24 protein-coding genes and 1 pseudogene are annotated in these 25,740 nt (G+C 59.2%); 11 read left to right on the top strand and 14 right to left on the bottom strand.

Translation table 11 applies throughout. The features are described from left to right. Window positions 1-106: 106 nt before the first annotated feature. Window positions 107-1,438, bottom strand: a complete 1,332-nt coding sequence (locus ACEN8Z_RS09810; protein WP_495597501.1) for a putative porin — start codon at window positions 1,436-1,438, stop codon at window positions 107-109. Window positions 1,439-1,720: 282 nt separating this feature from the next. On the opposite strand from ACEN8Z_RS09810, the gene ACEN8Z_RS09815 reads away from it, so the two are divergent. Further along, window positions 1,721-2,845 carry a GNAT family N-acetyltransferase gene (locus tag ACEN8Z_RS09815; RefSeq protein WP_007993827.1) on the top strand — a complete coding sequence of 375 codons (1,125 nt, stop codon included), beginning with the start codon at window positions 1,721-1,723 and terminating at the stop codon, window positions 2,843-2,845. A gap of 18 nt (window positions 2,846-2,863) precedes the next feature. Here the strand turns inward: ACEN8Z_RS09815 and aqpZ are convergent, their stop codons facing one another. The 5 genes from aqpZ to ACEN8Z_RS09840 form a co-directional block, all read right to left on the bottom strand. Then, window positions 2,864-3,562 (bottom strand): aquaporin Z, encoded by a 699-nt coding sequence (gene aqpZ / locus ACEN8Z_RS09820; RefSeq protein WP_495597502.1) that lies wholly within the window; start codon window positions 3,560-3,562, stop codon window positions 2,864-2,866. A 300-nt stretch (window positions 3,563-3,862) separates the two neighbouring features. Continuing rightward, window positions 3,863-5,695, bottom strand: a complete 1,833-nt coding sequence (locus tag ACEN8Z_RS09825) for an ABC transporter ATP-binding protein (RefSeq protein ID WP_495597503.1) — start codon at window positions 5,693-5,695, stop codon at window positions 3,863-3,865. A gap of 94 nt (window positions 5,696-5,789) precedes the next feature. Next, window positions 5,790-6,347 carry a peptidylprolyl isomerase gene (locus tag ACEN8Z_RS09830; protein ID WP_495597504.1) on the bottom strand — a complete coding sequence of 186 codons (558 nt, stop codon included), beginning with the start codon at window positions 6,345-6,347 and terminating at the stop codon, window positions 5,790-5,792. Window positions 6,348-6,350: 3 nt separating this feature from the next. Continuing rightward, on the bottom strand, window positions 6,351-7,154 hold the full coding sequence (locus ACEN8Z_RS09835; protein ID WP_414924829.1) for an alpha/beta fold hydrolase: 804 nt from the start codon (window positions 7,152-7,154) through the stop codon (window positions 6,351-6,353). 14 nt (window positions 7,155-7,168) lie between these two features. Next, window positions 7,169-8,092, bottom strand: a complete 924-nt coding sequence (locus tag ACEN8Z_RS09840; protein WP_495597505.1) for a PA3225 family LysR-type transcriptional regulator — start codon at window positions 8,090-8,092, stop codon at window positions 7,169-7,171. Between the two features lie 49 nt (window positions 8,093-8,141). Here ACEN8Z_RS09840 and ACEN8Z_RS09845 point away from each other — a divergent pair, with 49 nt between their 5' ends. The 3 genes from ACEN8Z_RS09845 (at window position 8,142) to ACEN8Z_RS09855 (ending at window position 10,510) form a co-directional block, all read left to right on the top strand. After that, a complete protein-coding gene (locus ACEN8Z_RS09845; RefSeq protein ID WP_495597506.1) occupies window positions 8,142-8,456 on the top strand; it encodes a 3-phosphoglycerate kinase in 315 nt (104 codons plus the stop codon). A gap of 231 nt (window positions 8,457-8,687) precedes the next feature. After that, window positions 8,688-9,287, top strand: a complete 600-nt coding sequence (locus ACEN8Z_RS09850) for an FMN-dependent NADH-azoreductase (RefSeq protein WP_108227721.1) — start codon at window positions 8,688-8,690, stop codon at window positions 9,285-9,287. A gap of 356 nt (window positions 9,288-9,643) precedes the next feature. Beyond that, window positions 9,644-10,510, top strand: coding sequence for a carboxylate/amino acid/amine transporter (locus tag ACEN8Z_RS09855; RefSeq protein WP_007997241.1), 867 nt, complete (start codon window positions 9,644-9,646; stop codon window positions 10,508-10,510). Window positions 10,511-10,616: 106 nt separating this feature from the next. On the opposite strand, the gene ACEN8Z_RS09860 is transcribed toward ACEN8Z_RS09855, so the two are convergent. Beyond that, window positions 10,617-11,915, bottom strand: coding sequence for a mechanosensitive ion channel family protein (locus tag ACEN8Z_RS09860; protein ID WP_495597507.1), 1,299 nt, complete (start codon window positions 11,913-11,915; stop codon window positions 10,617-10,619). Between the two features lie 192 nt (window positions 11,916-12,107). On the opposite strand from ACEN8Z_RS09860, the gene ACEN8Z_RS09865 reads away from it, so the two are divergent. Further along, complete coding sequence (locus ACEN8Z_RS09865; RefSeq protein WP_007972492.1) at window positions 12,108-13,448, top strand: DEAD/DEAH box helicase; 1,341 nt, start codon at window positions 12,108-12,110, stop codon at window positions 13,446-13,448. 150 nt (window positions 13,449-13,598) lie between these two features. Here ACEN8Z_RS09865 and ACEN8Z_RS09870 read toward each other — a convergent pair whose 3' ends face one another. Next, complete coding sequence (locus ACEN8Z_RS09870) at window positions 13,599-14,885, bottom strand: CitMHS family transporter (protein ID WP_495597508.1); 1,287 nt, start codon at window positions 14,883-14,885, stop codon at window positions 13,599-13,601. Window positions 14,886-15,153: 268 nt separating this feature from the next. Here ACEN8Z_RS09870 and ACEN8Z_RS09875 point away from each other — a divergent pair, with 268 nt between their 5' ends. The 3 genes from ACEN8Z_RS09875 (at window position 15,154) to ACEN8Z_RS09885 (ending at window position 18,169) form a co-directional block, all read left to right on the top strand. Further along, entirely contained in the window at window positions 15,154-16,095 is a 942-nt protein-coding gene (locus ACEN8Z_RS09875) for a hydroxymethylglutaryl-CoA lyase (RefSeq protein WP_007997236.1), read from the top strand. After that, window positions 16,092-17,303 carry a CaiB/BaiF CoA transferase family protein gene (locus tag ACEN8Z_RS09880; protein WP_495597509.1) on the top strand — a complete coding sequence of 404 codons (1,212 nt, stop codon included), beginning with the start codon at window positions 16,092-16,094 and terminating at the stop codon, window positions 17,301-17,303. Before ACEN8Z_RS09875 ends, ACEN8Z_RS09880 begins: the two co-directional genes overlap by 4 nt. 95 nt (window positions 17,304-17,398) lie before the next feature. After that, window positions 17,399-18,169 (top strand): IclR family transcriptional regulator, encoded by a 771-nt coding sequence (locus tag ACEN8Z_RS09885; RefSeq protein ID WP_495597510.1) that lies wholly within the window; start codon window positions 17,399-17,401, stop codon window positions 18,167-18,169. 46 nt (window positions 18,170-18,215) lie between these two features. On the opposite strand, the pseudogene ACEN8Z_RS09890 reads toward ACEN8Z_RS09885, so the two are convergent. From ACEN8Z_RS09890 to ACEN8Z_RS09910, 5 genes and pseudogenes are all read right to left on the bottom strand, one after another. Then, window positions 18,216-18,392: pseudogene (locus ACEN8Z_RS09890) on the bottom strand (hypothetical protein); the annotation flags it as partial. A gap of 18 nt (window positions 18,393-18,410) precedes the next feature. Then, complete coding sequence (locus tag ACEN8Z_RS09895; protein ID WP_495597511.1) at window positions 18,411-18,878, bottom strand: AraC family transcriptional regulator; 468 nt, start codon at window positions 18,876-18,878, stop codon at window positions 18,411-18,413. Window positions 18,879-19,043: 165 nt separating this feature from the next. Continuing rightward, window positions 19,044-19,778, bottom strand: a complete 735-nt coding sequence (locus tag ACEN8Z_RS09900; protein ID WP_495597512.1) for a DUF899 domain-containing protein — start codon at window positions 19,776-19,778, stop codon at window positions 19,044-19,046. A 190-nt stretch (window positions 19,779-19,968) separates the two neighbouring features. Next, window positions 19,969-20,838: a DUF6279 family lipoprotein gene (locus ACEN8Z_RS09905; protein ID WP_442096801.1), complete on the bottom strand. Its 870-nt coding sequence runs from the start codon at window positions 20,836-20,838 to the stop codon at window positions 19,969-19,971. A gap of 260 nt (window positions 20,839-21,098) precedes the next feature. Beyond that, window positions 21,099-21,287: a PFL_1563 family small protein gene (locus tag ACEN8Z_RS09910; protein WP_015096330.1), complete on the bottom strand. Its 189-nt coding sequence runs from the start codon at window positions 21,285-21,287 to the stop codon at window positions 21,099-21,101. A gap of 351 nt (window positions 21,288-21,638) precedes the next feature. Between ACEN8Z_RS09910 and ACEN8Z_RS09915 the strand changes: the two genes are divergently transcribed. Beyond that, entirely contained in the window at window positions 21,639-22,475 is an 837-nt protein-coding gene (locus ACEN8Z_RS09915; protein WP_495597513.1) for a CvfB family protein, read from the top strand. Window positions 22,476-22,668: 193 nt separating this feature from the next. Further along, on the top strand, window positions 22,669-23,601 hold the full coding sequence (locus ACEN8Z_RS09920; RefSeq protein WP_495597514.1) for a DMT family transporter: 933 nt from the start codon (window positions 22,669-22,671) through the stop codon (window positions 23,599-23,601). On the opposite strand, the gene ACEN8Z_RS09925 is transcribed toward ACEN8Z_RS09920, so the two are convergent. After that, window positions 23,546-24,727: an MFS transporter gene (locus ACEN8Z_RS09925; RefSeq protein ID WP_495597515.1), complete on the bottom strand. Its 1,182-nt coding sequence runs from the start codon at window positions 24,725-24,727 to the stop codon at window positions 23,546-23,548. The two genes, ACEN8Z_RS09920 and ACEN8Z_RS09925, sit on opposite strands and share 56 nt — an antisense overlap. A gap of 104 nt (window positions 24,728-24,831) precedes the next feature. Here ACEN8Z_RS09925 and ptrR point away from each other — a divergent pair, with 104 nt between their 5' ends. Beyond that, window positions 24,832-25,725 (top strand): putrescine utilization regulator PtrR, encoded by an 894-nt coding sequence (ptrR, locus tag ACEN8Z_RS09930; protein ID WP_108227714.1) that lies wholly within the window; start codon window positions 24,832-24,834, stop codon window positions 25,723-25,725. Window positions 25,726-25,740 lie beyond the last annotated feature (15 nt).

Below are 25,740 nucleotides of genomic sequence, written 5' to 3' on the forward strand. Positions count from 1 at the left end.
AAACAGTCTCGCGTTAATGTATCGGAGGATGATGGGGACCGATACATCAACGCCAGGCTGTAAAAGCGGCCCGGACTTCCTTGCCCGGGTCGTGTAGCGGGGTGAATCAGAACTTGGCTTCGGCATCCAGTTGCAGGGTGTTGATGTCCGAATCTTTCTTGTTGATGTTGGCGTTGGTCTGGTCCGAGGTCGCCATGAAGTAGGTCGCGCCCAGGGCGAAGTTCTTGTCCAGGTCGTAGCTCACTTTCAGCTTGCTGCCGCGCGAACCGGTGAAGCCGTTGGCGAAGTCGGAGTCGGTGAAGGCACCCACCACAGCGTTACGCTGCACGTCGCGGTAGTTGTAGTCCAGGTTGAAGCCGTAGACCTTGGACTTCACACCGGCCAACCAGCCAGTGTCCTGGTCGTTGCTGGCATCGGTGTTGTTGACGTACTGACCGTAGATCGACAGCGGAACTGGCAGGTTGCTGAAGTCCAGCTGACCAAAGCCTTCGTACAGTTTGAAAGTTTCGTTCGGGCTGTTGCCGTTGACGGCCAGGGCGCATGGCGTGGTAACGGTGCCGGAGGTAGGGCAGGCACTGCTGCTGTCGTTGTCGTAGGAGTAGATACTGCCGCCCAACGTCATTTTCATGCTGTCGGTAATGGCGAAGCGACCACCCAACTGACCAGCGTACAGGCGCAGGTCGTGTTTGAACTGCACGCCTTCACCGTCGACGTTGTCCTTGAGGGTGTAGTGACCGGCGCTACCGAACAGCTCGGTGCTGCCGCTCAACGGGTATTTGTAGGTGACGGCCAGACCTTCCGGGTTGATGTCGCTATCCCAGATGATGTCGCCCATGCTCACCCATTGTTGCGGCATCTTGCCGCCAACCAGGTGCAGGTTCTTGATGGCGTCAGGGTGGTAGTCGATGTAGCCCTGGTCCAGCCAGATCTGCTTCTTGTCGAAGTAGTTGTTCAGGTCCTGGTTGGTCGAGCGAGCGTCGTCGTTGCTGCCGGTAGCGATACGGATACCAGTGTCGACCTGCGGGTTGATTTCGCTGTAGGCACCCAGGCGGGCACGAATACGCTGACGATCCTGGTCCTTGTTGTTTGGTACGCCATCGTTGTGCACGGTTTCTTCACGGAAACGTACGTCACCCTTGAACTGGGTCTTGGCGGCCCAGGCCAGTTTCTGGTCGAAGGTGCTCAGTGCGTCGGTTTTCTTCGCAGTGGCCGCGATTTGCTCGTTAGTCTCTTGCTGAGCCTGACGGGCGATCTGCTGGTCTTTCTGATCCCTGGCCAGCTCGGCTTGCAGTTCGCTGTACTGCGCGTTGGTGATCGAGCCGTTAGCCTTGAGCATGTCGAGCAGTTTGGCGTCGACTGCGGCACTGGCCGGAACACTCATGGCCAACAGCAGGCCACCGCACAAGGCCGCCGCAGTTTTCGTGGAAGCAAGACGCATATCAATCTCCGAAGATGAGAGGGGATGACAGAGCCATCCGGGGCACAACCGACCACTTAGGGGGCGGAAAACAGTGACCGGGTATAACCCGGCGCTCTAAAAACAGGCGCCAGTATCGCGATGGTTTATGACAGAGCGGTGGCGATGTGATGTCATGTCGATGACGATACAGAGTCGTCTTGAACTATTGAGTTAGAGCACTGTCGTCGAATTGACCGTGTGCAAAGGAGAGCGATCGGCGATACTCGCGAGGCTTTCACACCATGAAAAGTGAGGATGGTGATGCCGTTGCAACGCCTGCAAAGACTGTCAGAAATCGCCCCGCAGACCTGGGACGCCCTGGTGCCCGAGACTCAGCCTTTTCTGCGTCACGCTTTTTTGAGCGCACTGGAAGACAGCGGCAGCGTCGGACCTCATTCCGGCTGGCAGCCCGAGCATTTGCTGCACGTTGAAGGTGACCGCCTGATCGCCGCGCTACCCAGTTATCGCAAGTGGCATTCCTACGGCGAATACGTGTTCGATCACGCCTGGGCCGATGCCTGTGAACGCGCCGGCATCGACTACTACCCCAAACTGTTGACTGCCGTGCCGTTCAGTCCCGTCACCGGGCCGCGGCTGTTGGCGGCCACGGTCGAAGACGGCTTCGAGTTAATGAAAAGCCTGCCGGGCTACCTTGAGCTCGAAGGGCTCTCCAGCGCCCACATCAACTTCACCGATCCGTTCACCGACGCGGCATTGAGCGAGCAGCCCGGCTGGCTGCAGCGCGTTGGCTGTCAATACCACTGGCAGAATCGCGGCTACCGGGATTTCCAGGACTTCCTTGACGTGCTGAGTTCGCGCAAGCGCAAACAGATGCGCAAAGAACGTGAGCAAGTGGCGGGGCAGGGCTTTGAGTTCGAATGGTTGCAAGGGCGGGAGCTGAACCAGGCGCAATGGGATTTCGTCTATGCCTGCTACGCCAATACCTATGCGGTGCGCCGCCAGGCGCCGTACCTGACGCGGGAATTTTTCAGCCTGTTGGCCGAACGCATGCCCGAGTCGATTCGCGTGGTGTTGGCCAGGCAGGGTTCACGGCCGGTGGCGATGGCTTTCAGCCTGGTGGGGGGCGACAGTTTCTACGGGCGTTACTGGGGCTGCCTGGCGGAGTTCGACCGCCTGCATTTCGAGACCTGCTTCTACCAGGGCATGGACTACGCAATCGCCAACGGTTTCCAGCGTTTCGATGCCGGGGCTCAGGGGGAGCATAAGTTGATTCGCGGATTCGAGCCGGTGATCACCCATTCCTGGCACTACTTGCGGCATCCGGGATTAAAAGCGGCGGTGAAAGACTTCCTGGAGCAGGAGCGGTTGGGGGTACTGGCTTATGCGGAAGACGCGAAGTCAGCCTTGCCTTATCGCCAAGGCTGACCTTCACCGTGCCGTGTGTCAGGTGTCTTCCTTGCCCAGCCAGCGATACAGCACGCCACCGACGACTGCACCGAGCAGCGGTGCGACCCAGAACATCCACAGTTGTTGAATCGCCCAGCCGCCGACGATCAGCGCCGGGCCGGTGCTGCGCGCCGGGTTGACCGAGGTGTTGGTGACGGGGATCGAGATCAGGTGGATTAGCGTCAGCCCCAGGCCGATGGCAATCGGTGCCAGTCCTGCCGGTGCACGTTTGTCGGTGGCGCCGAGGATGATCAGGATGAACATCGCGGTCATTACCAGTTCACAGACAAACCCTGCCACCATCGAATAGCCGCCAGGCGAGTGTTCGCCATAGCCGTTGGATGCCAATCCTCCCGCCAGTTCGAAACCGGGTTTGCCGCTGGCAATGAAGTACAACAGGGCGGCTGCAATCACGCCGCCAATGACCTGGGCAATGATGTAGGCCGGCAATTCATTGGCCGGAAACCGCCCACCCACCACCAGGCCGAGGGATACCGCAGGATTGAGATGACAACCGGAAATATGGCCAATGGCGAAGGCCATGGTCAGCACGGTCAGGCCAAACGCGAAGGACACCCCGAGAAGGCCGATCCCCACATCCGGAAAAGCCGCCGCCAGCACCGCACTGCCGCAACCACCCAACACCAGCCAGAACGTACCTGCCAACTCTGTAGCCGAGCGTTTTAACAGAGACATAAGAGAGTGTCCTTTCGAGATTATGCTGCCTTGAGCATCCAGCCGATGGACTGCAGAACCACCTCCAGAACGTTGCAGTGAGTACAGCAGGGTTTTTTCAGAATTCCAGCAGGCACAAAAAACCGCCAGGCCCCGTGGTTGACGGGGTCTGGCGGTTTTTTCGATCTTACGGTATGGGGCTTATCCCTGTGGGAGCGAGCTTGCTCGCGATGGCGGTTTGTCAGTCGACACCAATGTTGAATGTCAATCTGCTATCGCGAGCAAGCTCGCTCCCACAGGGGAAGTGTGTTGTTCAATAGATCAATCGATCCCGACAAACCCACCGGTCTGGTGTTGCCACAAGCGCGCATACAAACCGCCATGGGCCAGCAGTTCGGCATGGCTGCCGGTTTCGGCGATCTTGCCGTTTTCCAGCACCACCAACCGGTCCATGCGGGCGATGGTCGAGAGCCGGTGTGCGATGGCGATCACGGTTTTACCCTGCATCAGGGTTTCGAGGCTTTCCTGGATCGCCGCTTCGACTTCCGAGTCCAGTGCCGACGTGGCCTCGTCCATGATCAGGATCGGCGCGTCCTTGAGTAGCACACGGGCGATGGCGATGCGCTGGCGCTGTCCACCGGAGAGTTTCACCCCGCGCTCACCGACGTGGGCATCGAAACCGGTGCGACCTTCAGCGTCCGACAGTGAAGGAATGAAGCCGTCGGCCCGGGCCTTGTGCACGGCTTCCCAGAGTTCGGCGTCGGTGGCGTCCGGTTTGCCATACAGCAGGTTGTCACGGATCGAGCGGTGCAGCAGCGACGTGTCCTGGGTGATCATGCCGATGCGTTCGCGCAGGCTCTCCTGGCTGACGTCGGCGATGTTCTGGCCGTCGATCAGGATGCGTCCGCCTTCGACGTCATACAGGCGCAGCAGCAGGTTCACCAGGGTCGATTTGCCGGCACCGGACGGGCCGATCAGGCCGATTTTTTCACCGGGCTTGATGCTCAGGTTGAGGTCGCCGATGATCCCGCTCTGCTTGCCGTAGTGGAAATCCACCTGTTCAAAGCGCACTTCGCCACGGGCCACCGCCAGGGGTTTGGCCTGGTCGCGGTCGGTGACGGAAACCGGTTGCGAGATGGTCTGCAGACCGTCCTGCACCATGCCGATGTTTTCGAAGATGCCGGTCACCACCCACATGATCCAGCCGGACATGTTGACGATACGGATCACCAGGCCGGTGGCCAGGGCAATCGCGCCCACGCTGATCAATGACTGCGTCCACAACCACAGGGCCAGGCCGGTGGTGCAGACGATCAGCAAGCCGTTCATGCTGGTGATGACCACGTCCATGCTGGTGACCACGCGACCCGCCAGCTGGGCTTTCTCAGTCTGCTCCTTGATGGCTTCGCGGGCGTATTGCTGCTCGAAGTTGGTGTGGGCGAACAACTTCAGGGTGGTGATATTGGTGTAGCCGTCGACAATCCGCCCCATGAGTTTGGAGCGCGCATCAGACGCCACCACCGATCGATCCTTGACCCGTGGCACGAAGTAACAGAGGGCACCGATGAAGGCGAAGATCCACGTCAGCAGCGGGATCATCAGGCGCCAGTCGGCTTCGGCGAACAGCACCAGCGAACTGATGGCGTAGATCAGCACATGCCACAGCGCATCGACGGCCTGCACGGCGGAATCGCGCAGTGAGTTGCCGGTTTGCATGATGCGTTGGGCTATGCGCCCGGCGAAATCATTCTGGAAAAAATTCAGGCTCTGCTTGAGCACATAACTGTGGTTCTGCCAGCGGATCATACTGGTCATGCTGGGGCTCAGGGTCTGGTGCACCAGCAGGTCATGCAGGCCCACGAATATAGGGCGCAGCACCAGCGCAACCACCACCATCCAGGTCAGTTCGAGGGCGTGCTCCCGGAACAGATTGATGTTCGGCGTACCTTGGGCCAGGTCGATGATGCGGCTCAGGTAGCTGAACAGCGCCACTTCGATCAATGCACCAATCAGGCCGACGATCAACAGGGCGGCGAAGCTCGGCCAGACCTGCTTGAGGTAATAAGTGTAAAAAGGGAAAACCCGGTCCGGCGGAGACGCCGTCGGTGCTTCACGGAAAACATCGATCAGTTTTTCAAAGCGGCGATAAAGCATCGGTCGTTCGCCCGCGAACGGGCTCTCCTTTTAACGGTTTGAGCGTTGCCGGCAAACACCGGCAACGGCTCGGACATCCTTGTCCAGCTTAGTCTCAGTCGATGCGCTTGGCCGACTTGATGAACACCGGGTCGGCCGGCACGTCCTTCATGCCGTTACGAACGGTGGTTGGCGAATTGACGATGATGTCGACCACGTCCATGCCTTTGACAACTTTGCCGAACACCGCGTAACCGTCGCCCTGGTCAAGGAAGTCGTTGTCCTTGACGTTGATGAAGAACTGGCTGGTGGCCGAGTCAGGCACCGAAGTACGGGCCATCGACAAGGTGCCGCGAACGTTGACCAGGCCGTTGTTATGCTCGTTTTTGATCGGGTCTTTGGTGTCTTTTTGCTGCATGGCTTGGGTGAAGCCACCGCCCTGGACCATGAAACCCGGAATCACCCGGTGGAAAATCGTGTTGTTGTAGAAGCCACTGTCGACGTACTCAAGGAAGTTCCTGGTACTGATCGGCGCCTTGACCGGGTCCAGTTCGATTTCGATCTGGCCGTTGGTGGTGTCCAGCAGCACGTGCGGTGCCTTGGCAGGCGTTGCCGCCATCAGGTTGGCGGCAAACAGGACGGAGCCTGCGGCGAGGGCGATTTTTTTCAGCATGGGTCAGTGATCCTGAGTGGTGGTGTCGACTGCGGTCAGAAACTCCAGCAGTGTCTGGTTGAAGTGTTCCGGCTGGTCCAGCGGCGTGGCGTGGCGTGAATCGGCGATCACCACCAGCCGCGCATCGGGCAGCAGTTTTACGTAGTTTTCCTTCAGCGCCACCGGTGTGTAGTCACGGTCGGCACTGACGATGAGGGTTGGACAGGTAACCTTGGAAAGTCGTTCCTGGACCCCCCAGCCCACAATGGCATTGAAGCTGGCGAGATAAGCATGTTTGTCGTTTTTTGCCCAGCGTTCGGCCATTTTTTGTCGCAGGTCAGCCTGCTCGGGTTTCGGGAACAGCTTGCCGCCCAGCGCCTTGCCAATGGTGCCCAGGCTAAGGGCGCGCATCAGGCTCCAGCGCTTGAACCACTGCCAGTAGTCATCGCGGCTGCGCAGTTTGACCTCCGGCGCGCTATTGACGATGCACAGGCTCTTGAGCAGTTGCGGCTGATCCACGCCCAGCTGGAACCCGATCATGCCACCCATGGACAGGCCGACATAGTGTGCCGGACCGAGATTGAGGTGCTCGATCAGTGCAATCAGGTCAGCGCTGAATCCGGCAATGCTGTAGCGCTCCCGGGGCTTGTCCGAACGGCCGTGGCCGCGGACATCCGGGACGATCACCCGGTAGCGGGTGGCAAGTGCCGGGATCTGTTTTTCCCAGTCCAGCGTGCTGGAGCCGAGACCGTGGACCAGCAGCAGCGGCGTGCCGTGGCCATATTCCTCATAGTGCAGGTTGCAACCTTCGTGTTCGAAATAGGCCATGCATACACTCCGTGTCAGGCTTGTTCGGGGGCGGCGAATGGCGCGTCCAGTGGTGCGGTGTCAAACGTACGCAGCAGTTCGATGAGAATCTGCGTGGCAGGCCCCAACGGTTTGTCCTTGTTCGAATACAGGTAAAAGCTCGGGTTGCGGCTACCGCCCTGATCCAACGGTAGCAGCTTGAGCGTACCTTCCTTGAGTTCCCGCTCGATCAGGTGCCTGGGCAGCCAGGCAAAACCCAGTCCGCTGCTGACGAAGGTCGCGGCGGTTGCCAGGCTGCCGACGGTCCAGCGCTGTTCGGCACCGAGCCAGCCGACGTCCCGTGGTTGCTGGCGGCCCGAGTCGCGAATTACCACTTGCATCTGGCTTTCCAGGTCCTGGAAGTTCAGTTCGCGGTTGAGGCGGTGCAGGGGATGTTCCGGGTGGGCGACCGCGACGAACTCGACGTCGCTCAACTCCGCGCCCAGGTAGCCGGGAATACTGAGCCCGGTGATGGCCAGGTCGGCCACGCCTTCGAGCAGCACTTCCTCCACGCCCGACAGCACTTCCTCACGCAGGCGCACCCGGCAGCCACGGCTTTGCGGCATGAATGCGGTCAGGGCGCGGACGAGGCGGGCGCTTGGGTAAGCGGCATCGACCACCAGGCGTACTTCGGCTTCCCAGCCCTGTTCCATGTGATGGGCCAGGTCTTCGAGTTGACTGGCCTGTTTCACCAGTTGCCGGGAGCGGCGCAACAGCACGCCGCCGGCTTCGGTCAGCACGGCTTTGCGTCCGTCGATGCGCAACAACGGTACACCGAGCTGATCCTGCATGCGGGCCACGGTGTAGCTGACCGACGATTGCGAGCGATGCAGCGCTTCGGCGGCCTGGGCGAAACCACCGTGATCGACCACGGCCTGCAGCGTTCGCCATTGATCAAGGGTCACGCGGGGCGCTTTCATGTTGAGCTCCTCTTGTCCTAAGCTGGCAGCCCTTATTGGAGGCTGCTGAATGAAAAAATTCTGTTGTGTGCTGCTGGCGCTGCTGCCGCTGACGGCGATGGCTTACCCGATCGATGTGAAGAAAGACCTCAATGGCATGAAGATCGATTACCAGACCTACGACACGGATAACGACATCGGCTCCATTCAGGTGGCCAACTACGGCGACGTCGATGCAAGCTGCAAGGCCGTTTTCATCAATGGCCCGGAAGCACCGCGTACCCGCAAGATCGATGTACTGGCCGGCAAGCACAAAAATGCCACCGTCAAGTTCAGCCGCAACATCATCAAGCTGCGCATCGAGCTGAGTTGCACCCCGAAATGACGCCAGGCTCTTCTGTAGGAGCGAGCCTGCTCGCGATAGCGGTGTGTCAGGCAAAAGAAAAGTTGAATGACACGACCTCTTCGCGAGCAAGACCGCTCCCACAGAGTATGGTTTGCTTATAAACGAATTTATTGATGGGTTATAGCAGTTATTTGCGCTTTTTCATCGATATGACTCTGTTTAACCTTCACTCCATCGACCTACAGCATTCTCAGATGGAGGCTACATCCCATGTCCCGCGTTCTGATCATCGAAAGCAGTGCCCGTCAGCAAGACTCGGTTTCCCGCCAACTGACCCAGACGTTCATCAGCCAGTGGAAAGCCGCTCACCCGAATGACCAGATCACCGTCCGGGACCTGGCCGTCAAGCCGGTGCCGCACCTGGACATCAACCTGCTGGGTGGCTGGATGAAACCCGCCGAGCAGCGCAGCGACATCGAACAGGCGTCCCTGGAGCGCTCCAACCAGCTGACCGACGAATTGCTCGCCGCCGATGTACTGGTCATGGCCGCACCCATGTACAACTTTGCGATTCCCAGCACCCTGAAAGCCTGGCTCGACCATGTGCTGCGTGCCGGCGTGACTTTCAAGTACACCGAAACCGGCCCGCAAGGCCTGCTCAGCGGCAAGCGCGCCTACGTGTTGACGGCTCGCGGCGGCATCTATGCCGGCAGCGCCGCCGATCACCAGGAACCGTACCTGCGTCAGGTCATGGGCTTCATCGGTATCCACGACGTGACGTTCATCCACGCCGAAGGCATGAACCTGGGCGGTGACTTCCAGGAGAAAGGCCTGAACCAGGCGAACGCCAAGCTTTCGCAAGTGGCCTGACCGGTTAATCGCCAGATAACCGCTGGATGGTCTAGTGACCTGGCGCAACCCTTCAAGCCTGTACGCGCATCGAACCTCCCTTCGCACTTGTTGCTCCTGAGTGCCCTGGCCCGATTGAACGCTTTAGCGAGATCGGGCTTTTTTTTTGCCCGGGATTTACCAAGCACCTTCAGACCCTGTGGGAGCGAGCTTGCTCCGGGCGGCGTTCCGACGATTGCGGAGTGTCAGTAGACAGCGATGTTGCCTGATCCGGCGCTATCGCGGGCAAGCCCGCTCCCACAGGTTTTGTGTTGGTTTAGCGTTCGCGATCAGTAGCAAAACCCGTTATCGTCGCCGCCATTCGAAACGGGGCGAGCATGGGCTATCTACTTTTTGTCACGCTGATTCAGGCGTTTTCCTTCAGTTTGATCGGCGAATACCTGGCCGGTCATGTCGACAGTTACTTCGCAGTGCTGGTACGTGTGCTGCTGGCAGGGCTGGTGTTTATTCCTCTGACCCGCTGGCGCTCGGTGGAACCGGCGTTCATGCGCGGCATGCTGCTGATCGGCGCGTTGCAGTTCGGCGTGACATACGTCTGCCTGTACCTGAGTTTTCGCGTATTGACGGTGCCTGAGGTGTTGCTGTTCACCATCCTCACGCCGTTGCATGTGACCCTGATCGAAGATGCACTGAATCGTCGCTTCAATCCCTGGGCCCTGGTCGCGGCGCTGGTGGCGGTGGCGGGGGCGGCGGTGATTCGCTTTGACCGGATCAACCCGGACTTCTTCATGGGTTTCCTGTTGCTGCAACTGGCCAACTTCACCTACGCCGCCGGGCAGGTGCTCTATAAACACCTGGTTGCCCGCCACCCGAGTGATCTGCCGCACTACCGACGCTTCGGCTACTTCTACCTTGGCGCTCTGGCGGTGGCGCTGCCGGCGTTTCTGTTGTTCGGTAAACAGAACTTCCTGCCCGAAGCACCGCTGCAATGGGGCGTGCTGCTGTTCCTCGGCCTGGTCTCTACCGCTTTGGGGCTCTACTGGTGGAACAAAGGCGCGTGCCTGGTCAACGGAGGGACTTTGGCGGTGATGAACAACCTGCATGTGCCGGTGGGGTTGCTGATCAATCTGCTGATCTGGAACCAGCATGAAGAGCTGGGGCGGTTGTTGCTCGGTGGTTCGGTGATTTTGCTGGCGGTGTGGATCAGTCGGTTGGGGATACGCAAGTCTTTGGCTGTTCATTGAACCTTGTGGGAGCGAGCTTGCTCGCGATGACGGCATGACAGTCGGCAAAGATGTCGGCTGTGAAATAGCTATCGCGAGCAAGCTCGCTCCCACAGGTTTTGTGGTGTTACATCAGGTGTTTTTCGGCCTCGGGAATGTGGCTGGCGCCCAACACCGCCGGCAACAACCCGGCTCTTAAATCCGTTCCGCTCGGCTGCTGATAAAGGCTCAACCCGAACTCCGGCAACACCGCCAGCAGGTAGTCGAAAATATCCCCCTGGATCCGCTCGTAGTCGGCCCAGGCCGTGGTGCGGGTAAAACAGTAGATTTCCAGCGGAATGCCCTGGGCCGTGGTCTGCATCTGGCGGACCATGCAGGTCATGCTCGGCTGGATTTCTGCGTGACTTTTCAAGTACGCCAAAGCATAGGCCCGAAACGTCCCGATATTGGTCATCCGCCGACGATTAGCCGACATCGCCGCGACGTTACCCTGGGCTTCGTTCCACGCCTTGAGCTCGGCTTTCTTGCGGCTCATGTAATCGGTCAGTAAATGTACCTGGGACAGTTTGAGCTCCTCATCATCACGGATGAAGCGTACGCCGCTGGCGTCGATGAACAGGCTGCGCTTGATCCGGCGGCCACCGGAAGCCTGCATGCCGCGCCAGTTCTTGAACGACTCGGACATCAGGCGCCAGGTTGGAATCGAGACGATGGTCTTGTCGAAGTTCTGCACCTTGACCGTGTGCAAGGTGATGTCCACCACATCGCCGTCGGCGCCCACCTGGGGCATTTCGATCCAGTCGCCGACCCGCAGCATGTCGTTGCTGGTCAACTGCACGCTGGCGACGAACGACAGCAGCGTGTCCTTGTAGACCAACAGAATTACCGCCGACATGGCACCCAGACCCGACAGCAGCAACAGCGGCGAGCGGTCGATCAAGGTCGCGACGATGATGATCGCACCAAACACGTACAACACCATTTTCGCCAGTTGCACATAGCCTTTGATCGAGCGGGTGCGGGCGTGCTCGGTGCGGGCGTAGATGTCCAGCAGGGCATTGAGCAGAGCGCTGACTGCCAGCAGCAGAAACAGGAAGGTGAAGGACAGCGCGACGTTGCCGAGGAAACCCAGACTGGTCTTGCTCAGGTCCGGCACCAGATTGAGACCGAACTGGATCACCAGCGAAGGCGTGATCTGCGCCAGGCGATGGAACACCTTGTTCTGCAGGAAATCATTGACCCAGTGCAAGGCCGGCTGGCGGCCGAGCATTTTGGCCGCGTGCAGAATGAGGTAGCGCGCCACCCGTCCGAGGAACAGCGCAATGGCCAGCAATAGCAGCAGCGCCAGGCTGGAATGCACGAGCGGGTGCTGGTCGAGGGCCCCCCAAAGGTCCAGGACGTTGATCCAGAGCTGTTTGATATCCATGGTCAAAAACGATTCTTCTGTAGGGCGCGAGAGGCGATTAGAGCATTTAAGACGCGTTGTATTACGTTTGAGGAAAAATCAGGCAACAAAAAACCAACTGTTTACCGCCATTTGTATAAAGAAACTCGGCCTGAGCGCTCGAAACCGTTACCCTATGCAGCTGTTTTTTTGCATTTCTTCGAGGTAGCACCCGTGTTTTCCCAATTCGCCCTGCACGAACGCCTGCTCAAAGCCGTGGCCGAGCTGAAATTTGTCGAGCCAACGCCTGTGCAAGCCGCGGCCATTCCGCTGGCGCTCCAGGGGCGTGACCTGCGGGTGACGGCGCAAACCGGTAGCGGCAAAACCGCTGCATTCGTATTGCCCATCCTCAACCGTCTGATCGGCCCGGCGAAAATCCGCGTCAGCATCAAGACCCTGATCCTGCTGCCGACCCGCGAACTGGCCCAGCAGACCCTGAAGGAAGTTGAACGCTTCTCGCAGTTCACCTTCATCAAGTCCGGCCTGATCACCGGCGGCGAAGACTTCAAGGTCCAGGCCGCCATGCTGCGCAAGGTGCCGGACATCCTGATCGGTACACCGGGCCGGATGATCGAGCAACTGAACGCCGGCAACCTCGATCTCAAGGAAGTCGAAGTCCTGGTACTCGACGAAGCCGACCGCATGCTCGACATGGGCTTTGCCGAGGACGTTCAGCGTCTGGTGGACGAGTGCACCAACCGTCAGCAGACCATGCTGTTCTCCGCCACCACCGGTGGTTCCGGCCTGCGCGAGATGATCGCCAAGGTCCTGAACAACCCTGAGCACTTGCAGCTCAACGCGGTCAGCCAGCTGAACGATACCACCCGCCAGCAAATCATTACCGCTGACCACAACCAGCACAAAGAACAGATCGTCAACTGGTTGCTGGCCAACGAGACCTACCAGAAAGCCATCGTCTTCACCAACACCCGGGCCATGGCCGACCGTATCTACGGCCGCCTGGTGGCGCAGGAATACAAAGCGTTCGTGCTGCACGGCGAGAAAGACCAGAAGGATCGCAAACTGGCGATCGACCGCCTGAAGCAGGGCGGCGTAAAAATCCTCGTGGCCACTGACGTCGCCGCTCGCGGTCTGGACGTGGACGGCCTGGACCTGGTGATCAACTTCGACATGCCGCGCAGTGGCGACGAATATGTGCACCGCATTGGTCGTACCGGCCGCGCCGGCAACGATGGCCTGGCCATCTCGCTGATCTGCCACGGCGACTGGAACCTGATGTCGAGCATCGAGCGCTACCTCAAGCAGAGCTTCGAGCGCCGTACCATCAAGGAAGTCAAAGGCACCTACGGCGGACCGAAAAAGGTCAAGGCCTCGGGTAAGGCCGTCGGCGTGAAGAAGAAAAAGACCGACGCCAAGGGCGACAAGAAAAAAACTGCCGCCAAGACCCCGACCAAGCGCAAGAGCGCCAACCGGCCGAAGAGCGACTCCCTGGTCAGCAAGGACGGCATGGCGCCGCTCAAGCGCCGCAAGCCGGAAGCGCCAGCGGCTGAGTAAAATGTCGCGCGCATAAAAAAACCGGACCCATGTCCGGTTTTTTTACGCCCATCAATCGTTATGTAGCCCTGTAGGAGCTGGCTTGCCAGCGATGCGATCCGTCACTCACCCCGCATCGTGGCCATCGCCAGCAAGCCGGCTCCTGCACATCTATCGAATCACCGAAATAGACCCCAGCGCCAACGCTGCCAAAAGCATCACCATCACTGTCCCGATGGTCCACTTTAAGGTCATGCGCTGGTTGTCGCCGTAATCCAGATCCAGCAACCCGCACAGCAAATACGTGGACGCCACCAGCGGACTGAGTAAATGCACTGGCTGGCCGATGAGTCCTGCAATGGCCATTTCCTTGCCGCTGATCCCGTAATGACTGGCGGTTTCGGCCAGTATCGGCAGCACGCCGAAGTAAAACGCGTCGTTGGTCAGTACGTAGGTGAACGGCATGCTGATGAAGGCGGTGATGATCGACATCGAACTGCCGGCCCATTGCGGAATGACGTGGATCAGGCTTTCGGAAATGGCTTTGGTCATCCCGGTACCCCCCATGATGCCGACGAAAATGCCCGCAGCGAAGATCAGTAACGTCACCGCCATCACGTTGTCGGCGTGGCGGGCGATTACCGCTTTCTGCTCTTTCAGGTTCGGGAAGTTCACCACCAGGCCGATGCCGAAAGCGAGCATGAACAACACCGCAGGCGGCATCACGGCAAGCATCATCATTGCAATCAAGGCGATGGTCAGCACTGCATTGAACAGGAAACGCCAGTCGTTCAGACGCAATTCAGTGAAGTGTTCCAGGCCTTCATTGTCATCGAGTTGCACCACGCCCAATCGGCGTCGTTCCAGGCGACCCAGGTACAACGCGACGAAAATGACCCAGGCCAACCCGAACGCCATCAGTGGCAGCATTGCCACGAAAAGTTCGGTGATATCGACGTGCATGGCGCTCGCCGCCCGGGAAAACGGACCGGCCCACGGCAGGATGTTCATTACGCCAATGGCCAGCAGCAACACGGTAGCCATCACTTGCAGGCGCACACCAGTGCGGCGGTACAGCGGCAGCAAGGCCGCACAAGTGATGATGTAAGTCGTGGCGCCATCACCGTCCAGGCCGACGCAGATGCCGAGAATGGCTGTGCCAAGCACAATTTTTTGCGGGTCGCCTTTCACGGCTTTGAGGATCAGTTTGACCAGCGGATTGAACAGTCCGGCATCGGTCATCATGCAAAAGTACAGGATCGCGAAGGTCAGCATCACCCCGGTCGGGGCAAGCATCTTCAGGCCGTCGAACATCATCGGCCCAAGGCTGGTGGTGTACCCGGCCAGACAGGCAAACGCGACCGGCACCAACAGCAGCGCCGCCAGCGGTGACAGGCGTTTGCTCATGACCAGGTACATGAAGCAGGTGATCATCGAATAGCTGAGTAGGGTCAGCATGGGTTCCCTCGTTTTTATAGGTTTTGTCCGTGTGTCACGGTGGGCTAAGCAAGTGCTTGTCGCTTTTATCGTTCTGTTAGATAGAACATCATTCCTTTTGATGGAACAACTTTCCGATCAATTTTTTGTGCTGTCAAGTTTTTGTCCACTCGTTGACAAGGCGCCGAAACGGAGCAGATACTAAAAATAGAACTAAATTCTGTCAGATAGAACGCATGCCGAAGCGCCCGAAAACAGGGGCTCCCGTAGCGTTTCAGGAGAGGTGGTGATGGGTGATTCGAATGAAATCGATATTTTGGTCAGCGAAGTCGCGCCACGCGACGGGCTGCAAAGCGTCGCCGCTACCATGCCGACTGAACTGAAACTGAAATGGATTACCGCCCTGGCGACCGCCGGGTTGCGGGAGATTGAAGTGGGCTCTTTTGTGTCACCAAAACTGCTGCCGCAGATGGCCGACGCAGCGCAGTTGGTGGCCCATGCGCGGACCTTGCCCAACCTGTTTGTGACGGCGTTGGTGCCCAATTTCAAGGGCGCCGAAGCGGCGTTCAAGGCCGGTGTGCTGAAAATCACGATGCCGATTTCGGTAAGCGAACCTCATTCCCTGGCCAACATCCGCAAGACCCACGCCGAGGTCTATGAGGAAGTGCGCGCCGTGGTTGCCTTGCGTAACGAGCAATACCCGCACATCGAAATCGAGGCCGGATTATCGACCGTATTCGGTTGCACGATTCAGGGCGAAGTGCCGGATGACGACACGTTGCGCATGGCCACGATCATGGCCGAACTGGGTGTCAATGAAGTGGGGCTTGCCGATACCGTCGGCTACGCCAACCCGACGCAGGTGCGGCGGTTGTTCACCCGCTTGCGTCAGGAGTTGCCGGGCGTTGCCGGCAGTGCGCATTTCCACAACACCCGTGGCCAGGGCCTGGCCAATGTGCTGGCGGCGCTGGACGTGGGCGTGACCACCATCGATGCCTCGCAAGGCGGGATTGGCGGTTGCCCCTACGCTCCCGGCGCGTCGGGCAACATCGTCACCGAGGACCTGGTTTACCTGCTCGAATCCATGGGGCTGCGCACCGGTATCGACATAGATCGGCTGTTGGAGGCGCGCGAATGGCTCCGCCAGGGCCTGCCGGGCGAGCCTCTGTACGGCTTCATTCCGGAGGCGGGTGTAGGCAAGAATTTTCATTATGCAAAGAAGGCGGTATGAACATGAACCTCAGCCAACAACAAAAACCTTTGCCGCTGGCCGGTATTCGGGTCATCGAGTTCGTGCACATGGTTATGGGGCCGACCTGCGGTCTGGTGTTGGCTGATCTGGGCGCAGAGGTGATCAAGGTCGAGCCGACCCCGCAAGGGGACAATACACGGCGCTTGATGGGCTCCGGTGCGGGCTACTGGACCACCTACAACCGCAACAAAAAAAGCTTCGCCGTCGACCTGAAAACTGCTGAAGGCATTGCGGCGGTGAAGAAATTGATTGCAACCGCCGATGTGGTCACCGAGAACTTCCGTCCCGGCACGATGGACAAACTCGGCCTTGGTTATGCCGACGTCAAGGCGATCAAACCGGACATTATTTACAGCTCAATGAAAGGGTTCCTGCCAGGCCCCTACGAACATCGTACGGCCCTCGACGAAGTTGTGCAGATGATGACAGGCCTTGCTTACATGACCGGCCCGGTCGGCCAGCCGCTGCGCGCCGGGGCTTCGGTCAACGATGTCATGGGCGGAATGTTCAGCGCGATTTCGATTCTCGCGGCGCTGCTCCAGCGCAATCAGAATGCCCAGGGCCAGTTCGTACAGACCGGTCTGTTCGAAAACTCGGCATTCCTGGTGGCTCAGCACATGATGCAAAACGTGGTGACCGGCACGCCCGCGGCACCGATGCCTAGCCGGGTTTCGGCGTGGGCCATCTATGACGTGTTCAGCTGTGCTGGTGAGGAACAGGTGTTCCTCGGGGTGGTCAGCGACAGTCAGTGGAAAAGCTTCTGTGAAGTGTTCGGCTTCGATGCGTTCGGCAGCGATCCGCAATTGGCTGCCAACAACCAGCGCGTGGCTGCGCGTGAATTCATCCTGCCGCAAGTGCGTGAGTGCCTTGCGCGCATGACCAAGGAACAGGTGATGGCACTGTGCGAAAAGGCCGGCCTGCCGTTTTCACCCATTCAGCGTCCGCAGGATCTGTTCGACGATAAGCACCTGAACGAGTCCGGTGGTATGGCTGAGGTGATGTTGTCCGATGGTCGAGCGGTCAAGGTGCCGATGTTGCCATTCGAGATGGATGGCCAACGTTTCGGTACGCGTTTGAACGTACCGGAATTGGGTAGCCACAGTGATGAGTTGTTGGCTGAACTGGGTTACACCACTGCCGATGTCGCGGCACTGCACGGTTCGGGCGTCATCAAGTCTCAGGCTTGAACTCACTCAGGGTGGCTGCCGCTTCGAGCAACGGTTAAGGTAGCCTCTGCGCAGCCCGGAGCTGGCGCCGTCCTGAAGTTTTGTCACGAGCGAACATGAGCAAACAATCTCCATCGGAAGACGAATCTTCCACGCCTGCTGCCGAAGGTGGCGTAGCGGCCGTGGATCGCGCGTTTGCGATCCTCGCGGCGTTCGATGTCAGTAGCAACAGCCTGCCACTGGCGGAAATAGCCCGGCGTACGGGGCTGTATAAAAGCACCATCCTGCGCTTGATGAGTTCTTTGGAGCGCGCCGGCTTTATCCGGCGTCTGGGCGATGGCCAATACGCTGTCGGACCTGAGCCATTGCGGTTGGCGCAGATCTATCAGACTTCGTTCCGCTTGCGGGACGTGATCTATCCGTTGCTCGAATCCCTTTCAGAAGCGAGCGGTGAAACCTCTTCGTTTTATGTGCGGGAAAACGACAGTCGCGTGGTGCTGTTTCGCGTTGAGCCAAAACGCGCGGTGCGTGTCGCCCTGCATGAGGGAGCGCGATTTTCACTGAATGTCGGCGCATCGGGGAAAGTCTTGCGGGCTTTTGCCGGCACATCGGACCCGATGCTTGGTATTGTCCGCGAGCAATTCTGGGCCACGTCCTTTGGCGAGCGCGATGCCGAGACCGCAGCGGTTTCGGTGCCGGTGTTCAACGCAGCGCATGAGTTGACCGGTGCATTGACCCTGTCCGGCCCGGCTGAACGATTCATTCAGGAAAAAGTTGCGACGGCATGCGGGTTGTTGCTCGAAGCCGCCGCGAAGGCAACCTTGGCTTTGGGCGGGGACAATCGGGAGTTGCTCAAGGCTATTGAACGCGCAGCCCAAGAGGGCTGACAGTCCTGGTACTTCAAATCCCGGTCAGTGACCGGGATTTTTGCGTTCAACTTTCGGTTTTTTTCTCCGCCGAGCCTGGCTCCTTCAAGCGTTGATCGATCAACTGGCATTTGTCCGGCAAGTCTTTCGCGGCAGTGCCCAGGTCCATTTTTTGCAACTCGTCGTTGATCTCTTTGGCCTTGGTCGGGTTCTGCTCGGTCAGTTTTGCGACTTCCTGGGCCATCAGCGGCGCCCGTCACGGTCAGTCCTTTATGGCAATACACATCTCTATTTCCATCACACCGGTTTTCTCATCGAAGGCTGCCTCCACGGGATAACGTTCGAAACCCGGACGCTGATCGTAGGTCAGGCCGCTTTGCGGCATCCACTGTGTGCACATTTCGCCCCAGGCCGCCGGAATGGCGCTGGCTGGACCTTTGAAGTGGCCAACAGCGTAGCGGCCTCCTGGCAGGTGGGTGACGGCGAACGGGTATTTGGGTTCGAAGTCGGCAGGCACTTCGACGCAGGCGTCGTAGCGGCAGTATTGCGCTGGCGTGGTGCTCGGGTCGTCGTGGCCGATGCCGTAGCGCACGCGGTTGAGCAGGTTGTTTTCGATCATCCACGGGGCGACGGTTTCGCGCCAGAAGGTGCCGATTTCCGGGCCGTAGGGGCCGGTGTAGCGCAGGTAGGCGACACGGGCGGGGGGCAGGGTTTTGAGGGTGACGTTCATTGTCCGGGCCTTGTTACTTATCTGGGGATTTTGTGTTGAATGGTCGGGCCTCTTCGCGGGCAAGCCCGCTCCCACAGGTGTCAGGTGTGAACACATATTTCGTGTGTGGGAGCGTGGCTTGCTCCGGGCGGCGATCCGACGAAGGCCGCGCCTCAGTGTCTGGTGCTAACCACCATGGCAGCAGCTCGACCTCTCCTGTTCCTCATATTTGTCGTGATGCCGCACCCATTCCATGATCTCCTCCTCGTTGCGGCCCTTGGGTGTCAGGTCGAGATAGTTGTAAGCGCCGACCAGCATGTCCAGGCCCCGGGCATAGGTGGAGTAGGTATGGAAAATTTCCCCGGCGTCATTGCGATAAAACACGCTGAGGCCGGGGAGTTCTTCCTCGGAACCGTCGGTTTTTTCGTAGTTGTACGTAGCCTTTCCGGCAGCGACGTCTTCGGCCCGGGCACAGACGCCAAAGTCGTAGTTGAAATCAGATCCTGCTGACGACACCCAGTCGAACTTCCAGCCCATGCGCCGCTTGAACGCCTGGAATTCAGCGAAGGGTGCGTGGGAAACCGCTACCACGGCCACGTCATGGTGGGCCAGGTGCTGGTTGGCGCCGTCGATGTGATCGCTGAGGTACGAGCAACCGGGGCAGCCCTCGTCCCAGCCCTCGGCGAACATGAAGTGGTAGATGACTAACTGACTGCGGCCGCCAAACAGGTCGGCCAGTTTCAGTTCGCCGCTTGGCCCCTGGAAGCGGTAGTCCTTGTCGATTTTCACCCAGGGCAGGGCGCGGCGTTCGGCGCTGAGTTTGTCTCTTTCCTTGGTGAAGGCTTTCTCGTGGGCAAGGTGCTGTTTGCGTGCGGCGAGCCATTCTTCCCGCGACACGACGGGATGATTCTGAATGTTCATGCTGTGTTCTCCTGCGAGGGGCGGGGAGGTGACTTACACAGCCTAGTCGTTTGGCTTGCGTGGAATTCGACATACCGCCGGTCGGTCGTCAGCAAATGCCCGGCTGAAGGGGCAGTGCGAATACCAACCCAAAGCAGGTTGAGGGCATTTCCTCAACCATAGAATTTCCCAAATTGGAATTGTGCCGGGCTTAACTTTGCTTCGCCGCTTTCAAGCACTTCAAGTCGCTGAAGTCCTTCCTCACACCCTCGATCTTCTTCAGTAATCGTTCGCGCTGGTTCGGTGTGCTTTCAGCCATCAGATCCACGAACAGCGAACGTGCCTGAGCTTCGGTGTTGGCAAAGGCCTGGCGATAGGCGGGTGTCCACAAACTCTCACGGTTGACCAGAAGTGTCTCGATTCGTTGTGGGAATTGTGGACTCTGGCGCTGCGCAACGGCCGCGCTGAATTGCTTCTGCCAATGGACACGGTTGGCGATCCACTGGGTGTTCTGCTCGCCCAAGGCGCTGGACCATGTGGTTACCCGCTGTCGCTGGGTGGCGCTCAGTGGCCCGAGCCAGTCGTTCAGACGTTTCTCCATGCGCTCGCCGCGCTCTTTGATCTGCCGGTCGAGGGAGGGCTTGAGGTATTTTTCCTCGTATTTGCGCTGGTCCTTGGCAAAGGCATCGTTCATCTCGGCGACTTGCTTGTCATCCAGCCCTTGCAACAACTCGATGGCCGAGGGGGTGATTTCCCGCGCGATCTCGGCGATCGCTTGTTCGGCTTCGTGGGAGCGGGCCTGCAATGCGGCATCGGTGACCTGGTCGGTCGCGATCATGGTTTGCAGGCGGTCCAGCCAGTCGAGGTAGCCGGGCAACTGGGTGGTGCAGTGCCAGCTCAGGTGTTCCTTCAGGCGTTCGTTCAGCCAGTTTTTTTGCTCGCCGTTCATGTCCAGGTAGTCGCTGAGCGTCCACGGGATGATCACATCGAGATTGCGGTAGGCCAGGCCCACGCGGCTGCACGCGCCGAGGGCGAGGGCGACAGTCAGCACAACGGCGAAAAGTTTAAACCAGCGGGACATGGGCGAATCCTTGCGAAAGCCAGCCTTCGGGTCTGATTCTCATGTGAACCCAGGATGAGCCCGGCAGTTCAGCCGATCAATAGAATGCGCTTTCGGCCTTGAGGGTAACCAGCCCATCGCGCAGGCTGAAATCACTGTAGTTCAAGTCGAGGTCGATGATTTTCACAGGATCTGATGGAGTGGCGCAGGGGGAGAAGCGAGGGTTCCAGTCCAAGCGCTTCGAAGCTCAAAGCGCTTTGGGACCAGGTGACGCGAGGGGATTACTTTTTGCCCAGGGTGATCTGCTTGGACGGGCCGAACGTCTGGCCACTGACGCCTTTGGCAATTTGCTGGATTTCACCGCCGGACTTGAGGAACGCTGCGATCTGGCTGTTGATCGATTCGCTGGTTTCGACGGCTGGAGCTGGCTTTGCTTTGCTGGTGGATGCTTTTACACGCATGGCGGCCATTAACCTGTAGAAAATTAACTTGGCCAGGCATCGTACAGGAAACACCTGATAATTGCTTGGCAAATATCCCCTCGCAATACTCGTGAGGTCGGGGTAATCAGTCATCGGCCACTATTCGAAATAGACGTCTAAGCCGCTGTTTTAACTAAGAACATTGCCTGGTGAAATACAGCGTTACGCTTGCCTGAGCGTGGCGTAAATGCCCGGATCGGTCTGACGAGCGGCCAGGCGTGCGATGCAAACCCAGGAAAATTGAGGCCTTCAGAGGATTTTCTCGTGCCACCGGGCCGGGGGCCGAACGCGGTGCTTAAAACCGGGTAGAATGTCGCCCACGCAATGAGGGTATTGGACATGGCTTTAGTCGGGCGTTACAACAGTTTGCAAGTGGTTAAACACACTAACTTCGGTTTATATCTGGACGGTGGCGCGGATGGCGAAATCCTTCTGCCTAATCGTTATATTCCAAAAGATATTCCTAGCGAAGATGAAGACTGGCTCAACGTTTTTATTTATCTGGACAGCGATGACAAACTCATCGCAACTACTGAAAAGCCGAAAGTTCAAGTCGGTGAATTCGCCAGTTTGAAAGTTGCTGAAGTCAACAGCATCGGCGTATTCCTGGACTGGGGTTTGCCGAAAGACCTGTTACTGCCGTTCTCCGAAGAGAAGCGTCAGATGACGGCGGGTGAGTATGTGGTGGTGCACGTCTACCTCGACAAGCACACCCGTCGCATCACCGCGACCGCACGCCTGGACCGCTACCTGGACAAGACCCCGGCCAACTACACCGCGGGCCAGGAAGTGGACCTGCTGGTGGCCGAAGCCACGGACATGGGCTTCAAGGCCATCATCAACAACAAGCATTGGGGTCTGATCCACAAGAACGAAATCTTCAAGTTCATGCGCGCCGGTAAAGAGGAAAAGGGATTCATCAAGGAAGTTCGCGCCGACGGCAAGATCAGCCTGAGCCTGCAACCGGTCGGTCAGGAAGCGGCCACCAGCCTGAACTCGAAGATCCTCGCCAAGTTGCGCGAAAACAACGGCACCCTGGCGGTCAGCGACAAGAGCGATCCGGCGTTGATCAGCAGCCTGTTCGGTGTCAGCAAAGGCAACTTCAAGAAGGCCATCGGTACATTGTACAAGAATGGCCAGATTGTCATTCATGCCGACCGTATCGAACTCAGTTGATTGCCTGACAATACAGAGGGCCAGGATGGCGCCACCAGAGAAGTAAAGGTCTCTGACAGGCGGCATTTTCTGGCCATCTGGTTAATAATCGACAGCATCCTTTTTCGCCCCGGTCTTTCTGTTCAACCAGTAGGTCGGGGCTTTGTTTTGACTGTCGAGTCTCTGCCATGAATTGTGTAATCGAGGTGTTCCGGTGAGCGCCACCCGGCGCAGCACCGACGGGTTTGCCCTGCAAGTGATGGTCGGGCTGTGCCTGGTCTGGGGTGTTCAGCAGGTGATGATCAAGTGGGCGGCGGCCGATATCGCGCCGGTGATGCAGGCGGCTGGACGTTCCGGCATGTCGGCTTTGCTGGTCGGTCTGCTGATCTGCTGGAAGGGTGGCTGGAACCAGGTGGGTTCGACGTGGCGGGGCGGCTTGTTGGCCGGTGCCTTGTTCGGCCTGGAGTTCTTCTTCATTTCCGAAGGCCTGCAACTGACCACGGCGGCGCACATGTCGGTGTTCCTCTACACCGCGCCGATCTTCACCGCATTGGGTGTGCACTGGTTGCTGCCGAGTGAGCGTTTGCGGCCGTTGCAATGGCTGGGGATTATCCTGGCCTTCATCGGGATTGCCATCGCGTTTGCCGGGGGCGTGTCCTGGGACAATCTGGACTATCGCATGTTGATGGGCGATGCCTTAGGGGTGCTGGCGGGTGCCGCCTGGGGCGCGACCACCGTAGTGGTACGCGCCTCGCGCCTGTCGGAAGCGCCGGTGACTCTGACGCTGTTCTATCAGTTGATTGTCGGTTTCTTCGGTCTGTTGTTGATCGCGCTGCTCAGTGGCCAGATCACTCATGTCAGCCTGACCAACGTGGCGGTCACCAGTGTGCTGTTTCAGGGCATCGTCGTGTCGTTCTTCAGTTACCTGGTCTGGTTCTGGCTGTTACGCCGTTACCTGGCGGCGAACCTCGCGGTGTTTTCGTTCATGACGCCGTTGTTCGGCGTCACGTTCGGTGTGGTGCTGCTGGGCGAGAAACTGAGCCTGAACTTCATCATCGGTGCAGTACTGGTATTGGCGGGCATCACTTTTGTCAGCGCTGAGCAGTGGTTGCGCCGTCGTTTGCGCAAAGCCCTCGGGCAGCACTGAGCGGCGCGAGCAACAGGCTGCCGGCGATCAGCAGGCCGCAGCCGGCGACCACCAGTGCCGGCTGCAAACCACCACTGAAATGACTGCTCAGCGCCGCCAGCAATGGCCCGCTGAGCTGGCCCACGGCAAAGCATGCAGTCAGCAGGCCAGCATTGCGCTGGGTGGCGTGGGGCGCCAGTTCCCGGGAGCGTTGCATCACCAGCTGCATGCAGGCCAGGAACGGCGTACCGCACAGGATCACGCCCAATGCCAGACCTGGCCCGTTGCCCAGCAGGCAGGCGAACACGCCAGCGGCTTGCAGCCATAATGTCGCCATCAGCCAGTGACGCGTGGCGCCGGGTTTTTGCTGTCGCAGACTCACCAGCACTACACCGGTTGCCGCCGCCAGGCCAAAGCACGGCCAGAACAGGTCGGCCTGCCATTGGTCATGGAATTGCGCGTTGGCCATTTGCGACAAAAAGGTCGCCGGAATGATGTAGCCCAATCCGTACAAGGCATAGATCAAGCCCAGGCGACCGATGCCTCGGGAGTGCGACGCGCTGGCGCTGGGTGCTGCGGTCGTGTTCGCGTCCGGTTGTGGCAGGAACGGCACAATCCCCAGCAACATCGCCAGCGCTACAGCGGCGTATACCAGCCACAAGGTAGCGGATGTCTGGCCCAGCAGATTCGAGCCCAGTGCCAACAAACCGGTCAGAAAAATCCCCAAACCCGGTCCGGCGAAGACCAGGGCACCGAGCCTTGGACGCCCGGCCGCTGCCGCGAGCGGCTGGCTCAGGGCGGTGATCATCACCAGCACCCAGGCGCTGGCCACGCCGGTGCCGAAGCGCAGCAGCAGGTGCGACCAGAAACCATTGGCCCAGAACGAAGCCAGGGTCAGCAGTACGCACAGCCACAAACCGCCGAGCAAGCGCCGGCGCACTTGCGCGGGACGCCGGGAAAACATGGCGTCCACCGCGCCAATGAAATAACCGAGGTAGTTGGCGGCGGCGATCAGCCCGGCGGCGGTCAGGTCGATCTGACCTTCGCTGAGCAGGTGCGGCAGTTGCGGTGTCAGGGCAAACCGGCCGATGCCCATGGCCATCATCAGGGCAACGAAACTGGCGGATAGGCGAATCAGGGGAGACATGGTCTGGATTCCGTTTAGAGGATCAATGACCGTCAGGCTAGGACTGATTGACTTTCTTTAAAAATGAATAATAGTGAGTAACTTGTTCTTTTTTGGAGAATGTCGTGGAGTTCAGCCAATTGCGCATCTTCCAGGCGGTGGCGGAGGAAGGGTCCATAACCCGGGCCGCCGAACGGCTGCATCGAGTGCCGTCGAACCTGTCGACCCGGCTCAAGCAGCTGGAAGAGCAACTGGGTGTCGAACTGTTCCTGCGTGAGCGTCAGCGCTTGCAGTTGTCACCTGCGGGAAAAGTCCTGCTGGACTACACCGCCAGGCTGTTTGCCTTGCGCGACGAAGCCAGCGCAGCCGTGCAGGGCGGGCAACCGGCGGGCGACTTCGTGCTCGGCACCATGTACAGCACGGCCGCTATTCACCTTCCGGGGCTATTGGCGCGCTACCACCGCCTGTATCCGGCCGTGAACCTGCAAGTACAGTCCGGACCCAGTGGTGAATTGCTCGAGGGCCTGCTCACCGGCCGACTCGATGCGGCGCTGGTGGATGGCCCCATGGAACTGGCCGGGCTCGACGGCGTGCCCTTGTGCGACGAGCGCCTGGTGCTGATCAGCGAGGCCGATCATCCGCCCGTGCGCAGCGCGCTGGATGTGGAAGGCCGCGCGGTGTTTACCTTTCGCCAGGGCTGCTCCTACCGCATGCGCCTGGAAGCCTGGTTCGCCCATGACCATGCGGCGATGGGCCGGGCGATGGAGATCGAGTCCTATCCGGGCATGCTGGCGTGTGTGATTGCCGGTTCCGGTGTGGCGCTGATGTCGGAGTCGATGCTCGCCAGTCTGCCGGGCCGTGAGAGTGTGGCCGTGCATCCGTTGGCCGAACCGTTCGCCAGTGCTACCACCTGGCTGATGTGGCGCAAGGGCATGGTCGGGGCCAACCTGAATGCCTGGATCGAGCAACAACAGGTGGTTTTTCCGCCGGCACCGGTGCAGGCGCAGGAAATTGCCTGAACGCAGGCTGATTGT

The organism is Pseudomonas sp. Pseusp10, from assembly GCF_059492225.1.

What these genes read in the sequence shown, in the direction of transcription:
- ACEN8Z_RS09925 (WP_495597515.1), bottom strand. Translation starts at nt 24,727, where the DNA reads ATGTCTCCCCTGATTCGCCTATCCGCCAGTTTCGTTGCCCTGATGATG.
- ACEN8Z_RS09850 (WP_108227721.1), top strand. Translation starts at nt 8,688, where the DNA reads ATGTCCCGCGTTCTGATCATCGAAAGCAGTGCCCGTCAGCAAGACTCG.
- aqpZ (WP_495597502.1), bottom strand. Translation starts at nt 3,562, where the DNA reads ATGTCTCTGTTAAAACGCTCGGCTACAGAGTTGGCAGGTACGTTCTGG.
- ACEN8Z_RS09880 (WP_495597509.1), top strand. Translation starts at nt 16,092, where the DNA reads ATGAACATGAACCTCAGCCAACAACAAAAACCTTTGCCGCTGGCCGGT.
- ACEN8Z_RS09875 (WP_007997236.1), top strand. Translation starts at nt 15,154, where the DNA reads ATGGGTGATTCGAATGAAATCGATATTTTGGTCAGCGAAGTCGCGCCA.
- ACEN8Z_RS09810 (WP_495597501.1), bottom strand. Translation starts at nt 1,438, where the DNA reads ATGCGTCTTGCTTCCACGAAAACTGCGGCGGCCTTGTGCGGTGGCCTG.
- ACEN8Z_RS09835 (WP_414924829.1), bottom strand. Translation starts at nt 7,154, where the DNA reads ATGGCCTATTTCGAACACGAAGGTTGCAACCTGCACTATGAGGAATAT.
- ACEN8Z_RS09830 (WP_495597504.1), bottom strand. Translation starts at nt 6,347, where the DNA reads ATGCTGAAAAAAATCGCCCTCGCCGCAGGCTCCGTCCTGTTTGCCGCC.
- ACEN8Z_RS09885 (WP_495597510.1), top strand. Translation starts at nt 17,399, where the DNA reads ATGAGCAAACAATCTCCATCGGAAGACGAATCTTCCACGCCTGCTGCC.
- ACEN8Z_RS09895 (WP_495597511.1), bottom strand. Translation starts at nt 18,878, where the DNA reads ATGAACGTCACCCTCAAAACCCTGCCCCCCGCCCGTGTCGCCTACCTG.
- ACEN8Z_RS09915 (WP_495597513.1), top strand. Translation starts at nt 21,639, where the DNA reads ATGGCTTTAGTCGGGCGTTACAACAGTTTGCAAGTGGTTAAACACACT.
- ACEN8Z_RS09910 (WP_015096330.1), bottom strand. Translation starts at nt 21,287, where the DNA reads ATGGCCGCCATGCGTGTAAAAGCATCCACCAGCAAAGCAAAGCCAGCT.
- ACEN8Z_RS09855 (WP_007997241.1), top strand. Translation starts at nt 9,644, where the DNA reads ATGGGCTATCTACTTTTTGTCACGCTGATTCAGGCGTTTTCCTTCAGT.
- ACEN8Z_RS09900 (WP_495597512.1), bottom strand. Translation starts at nt 19,778, where the DNA reads ATGAACATTCAGAATCATCCCGTCGTGTCGCGGGAAGAATGGCTCGCC.
- ACEN8Z_RS09870 (WP_495597508.1), bottom strand. Translation starts at nt 14,885, where the DNA reads ATGCTGACCCTACTCAGCTATTCGATGATCACCTGCTTCATGTACCTG.
- ACEN8Z_RS09840 (WP_495597505.1), bottom strand. Translation starts at nt 8,092, where the DNA reads ATGAAAGCGCCCCGCGTGACCCTTGATCAATGGCGAACGCTGCAGGCC.
- ACEN8Z_RS09815 (WP_007993827.1), top strand. Translation starts at nt 1,721, where the DNA reads ATGCCGTTGCAACGCCTGCAAAGACTGTCAGAAATCGCCCCGCAGACC.
- ACEN8Z_RS09860 (WP_495597507.1), bottom strand. Translation starts at nt 11,915, where the DNA reads ATGGATATCAAACAGCTCTGGATCAACGTCCTGGACCTTTGGGGGGCC.
- ACEN8Z_RS09825 (WP_495597503.1), bottom strand. Translation starts at nt 5,695, where the DNA reads ATGCTTTATCGCCGCTTTGAAAAACTGATCGATGTTTTCCGTGAAGCA.
- ACEN8Z_RS09905 (WP_442096801.1), bottom strand. Translation starts at nt 20,838, where the DNA reads ATGTCCCGCTGGTTTAAACTTTTCGCCGTTGTGCTGACTGTCGCCCTC.
- ACEN8Z_RS09845 (WP_495597506.1), top strand. Translation starts at nt 8,142, where the DNA reads ATGAAAAAATTCTGTTGTGTGCTGCTGGCGCTGCTGCCGCTGACGGCG.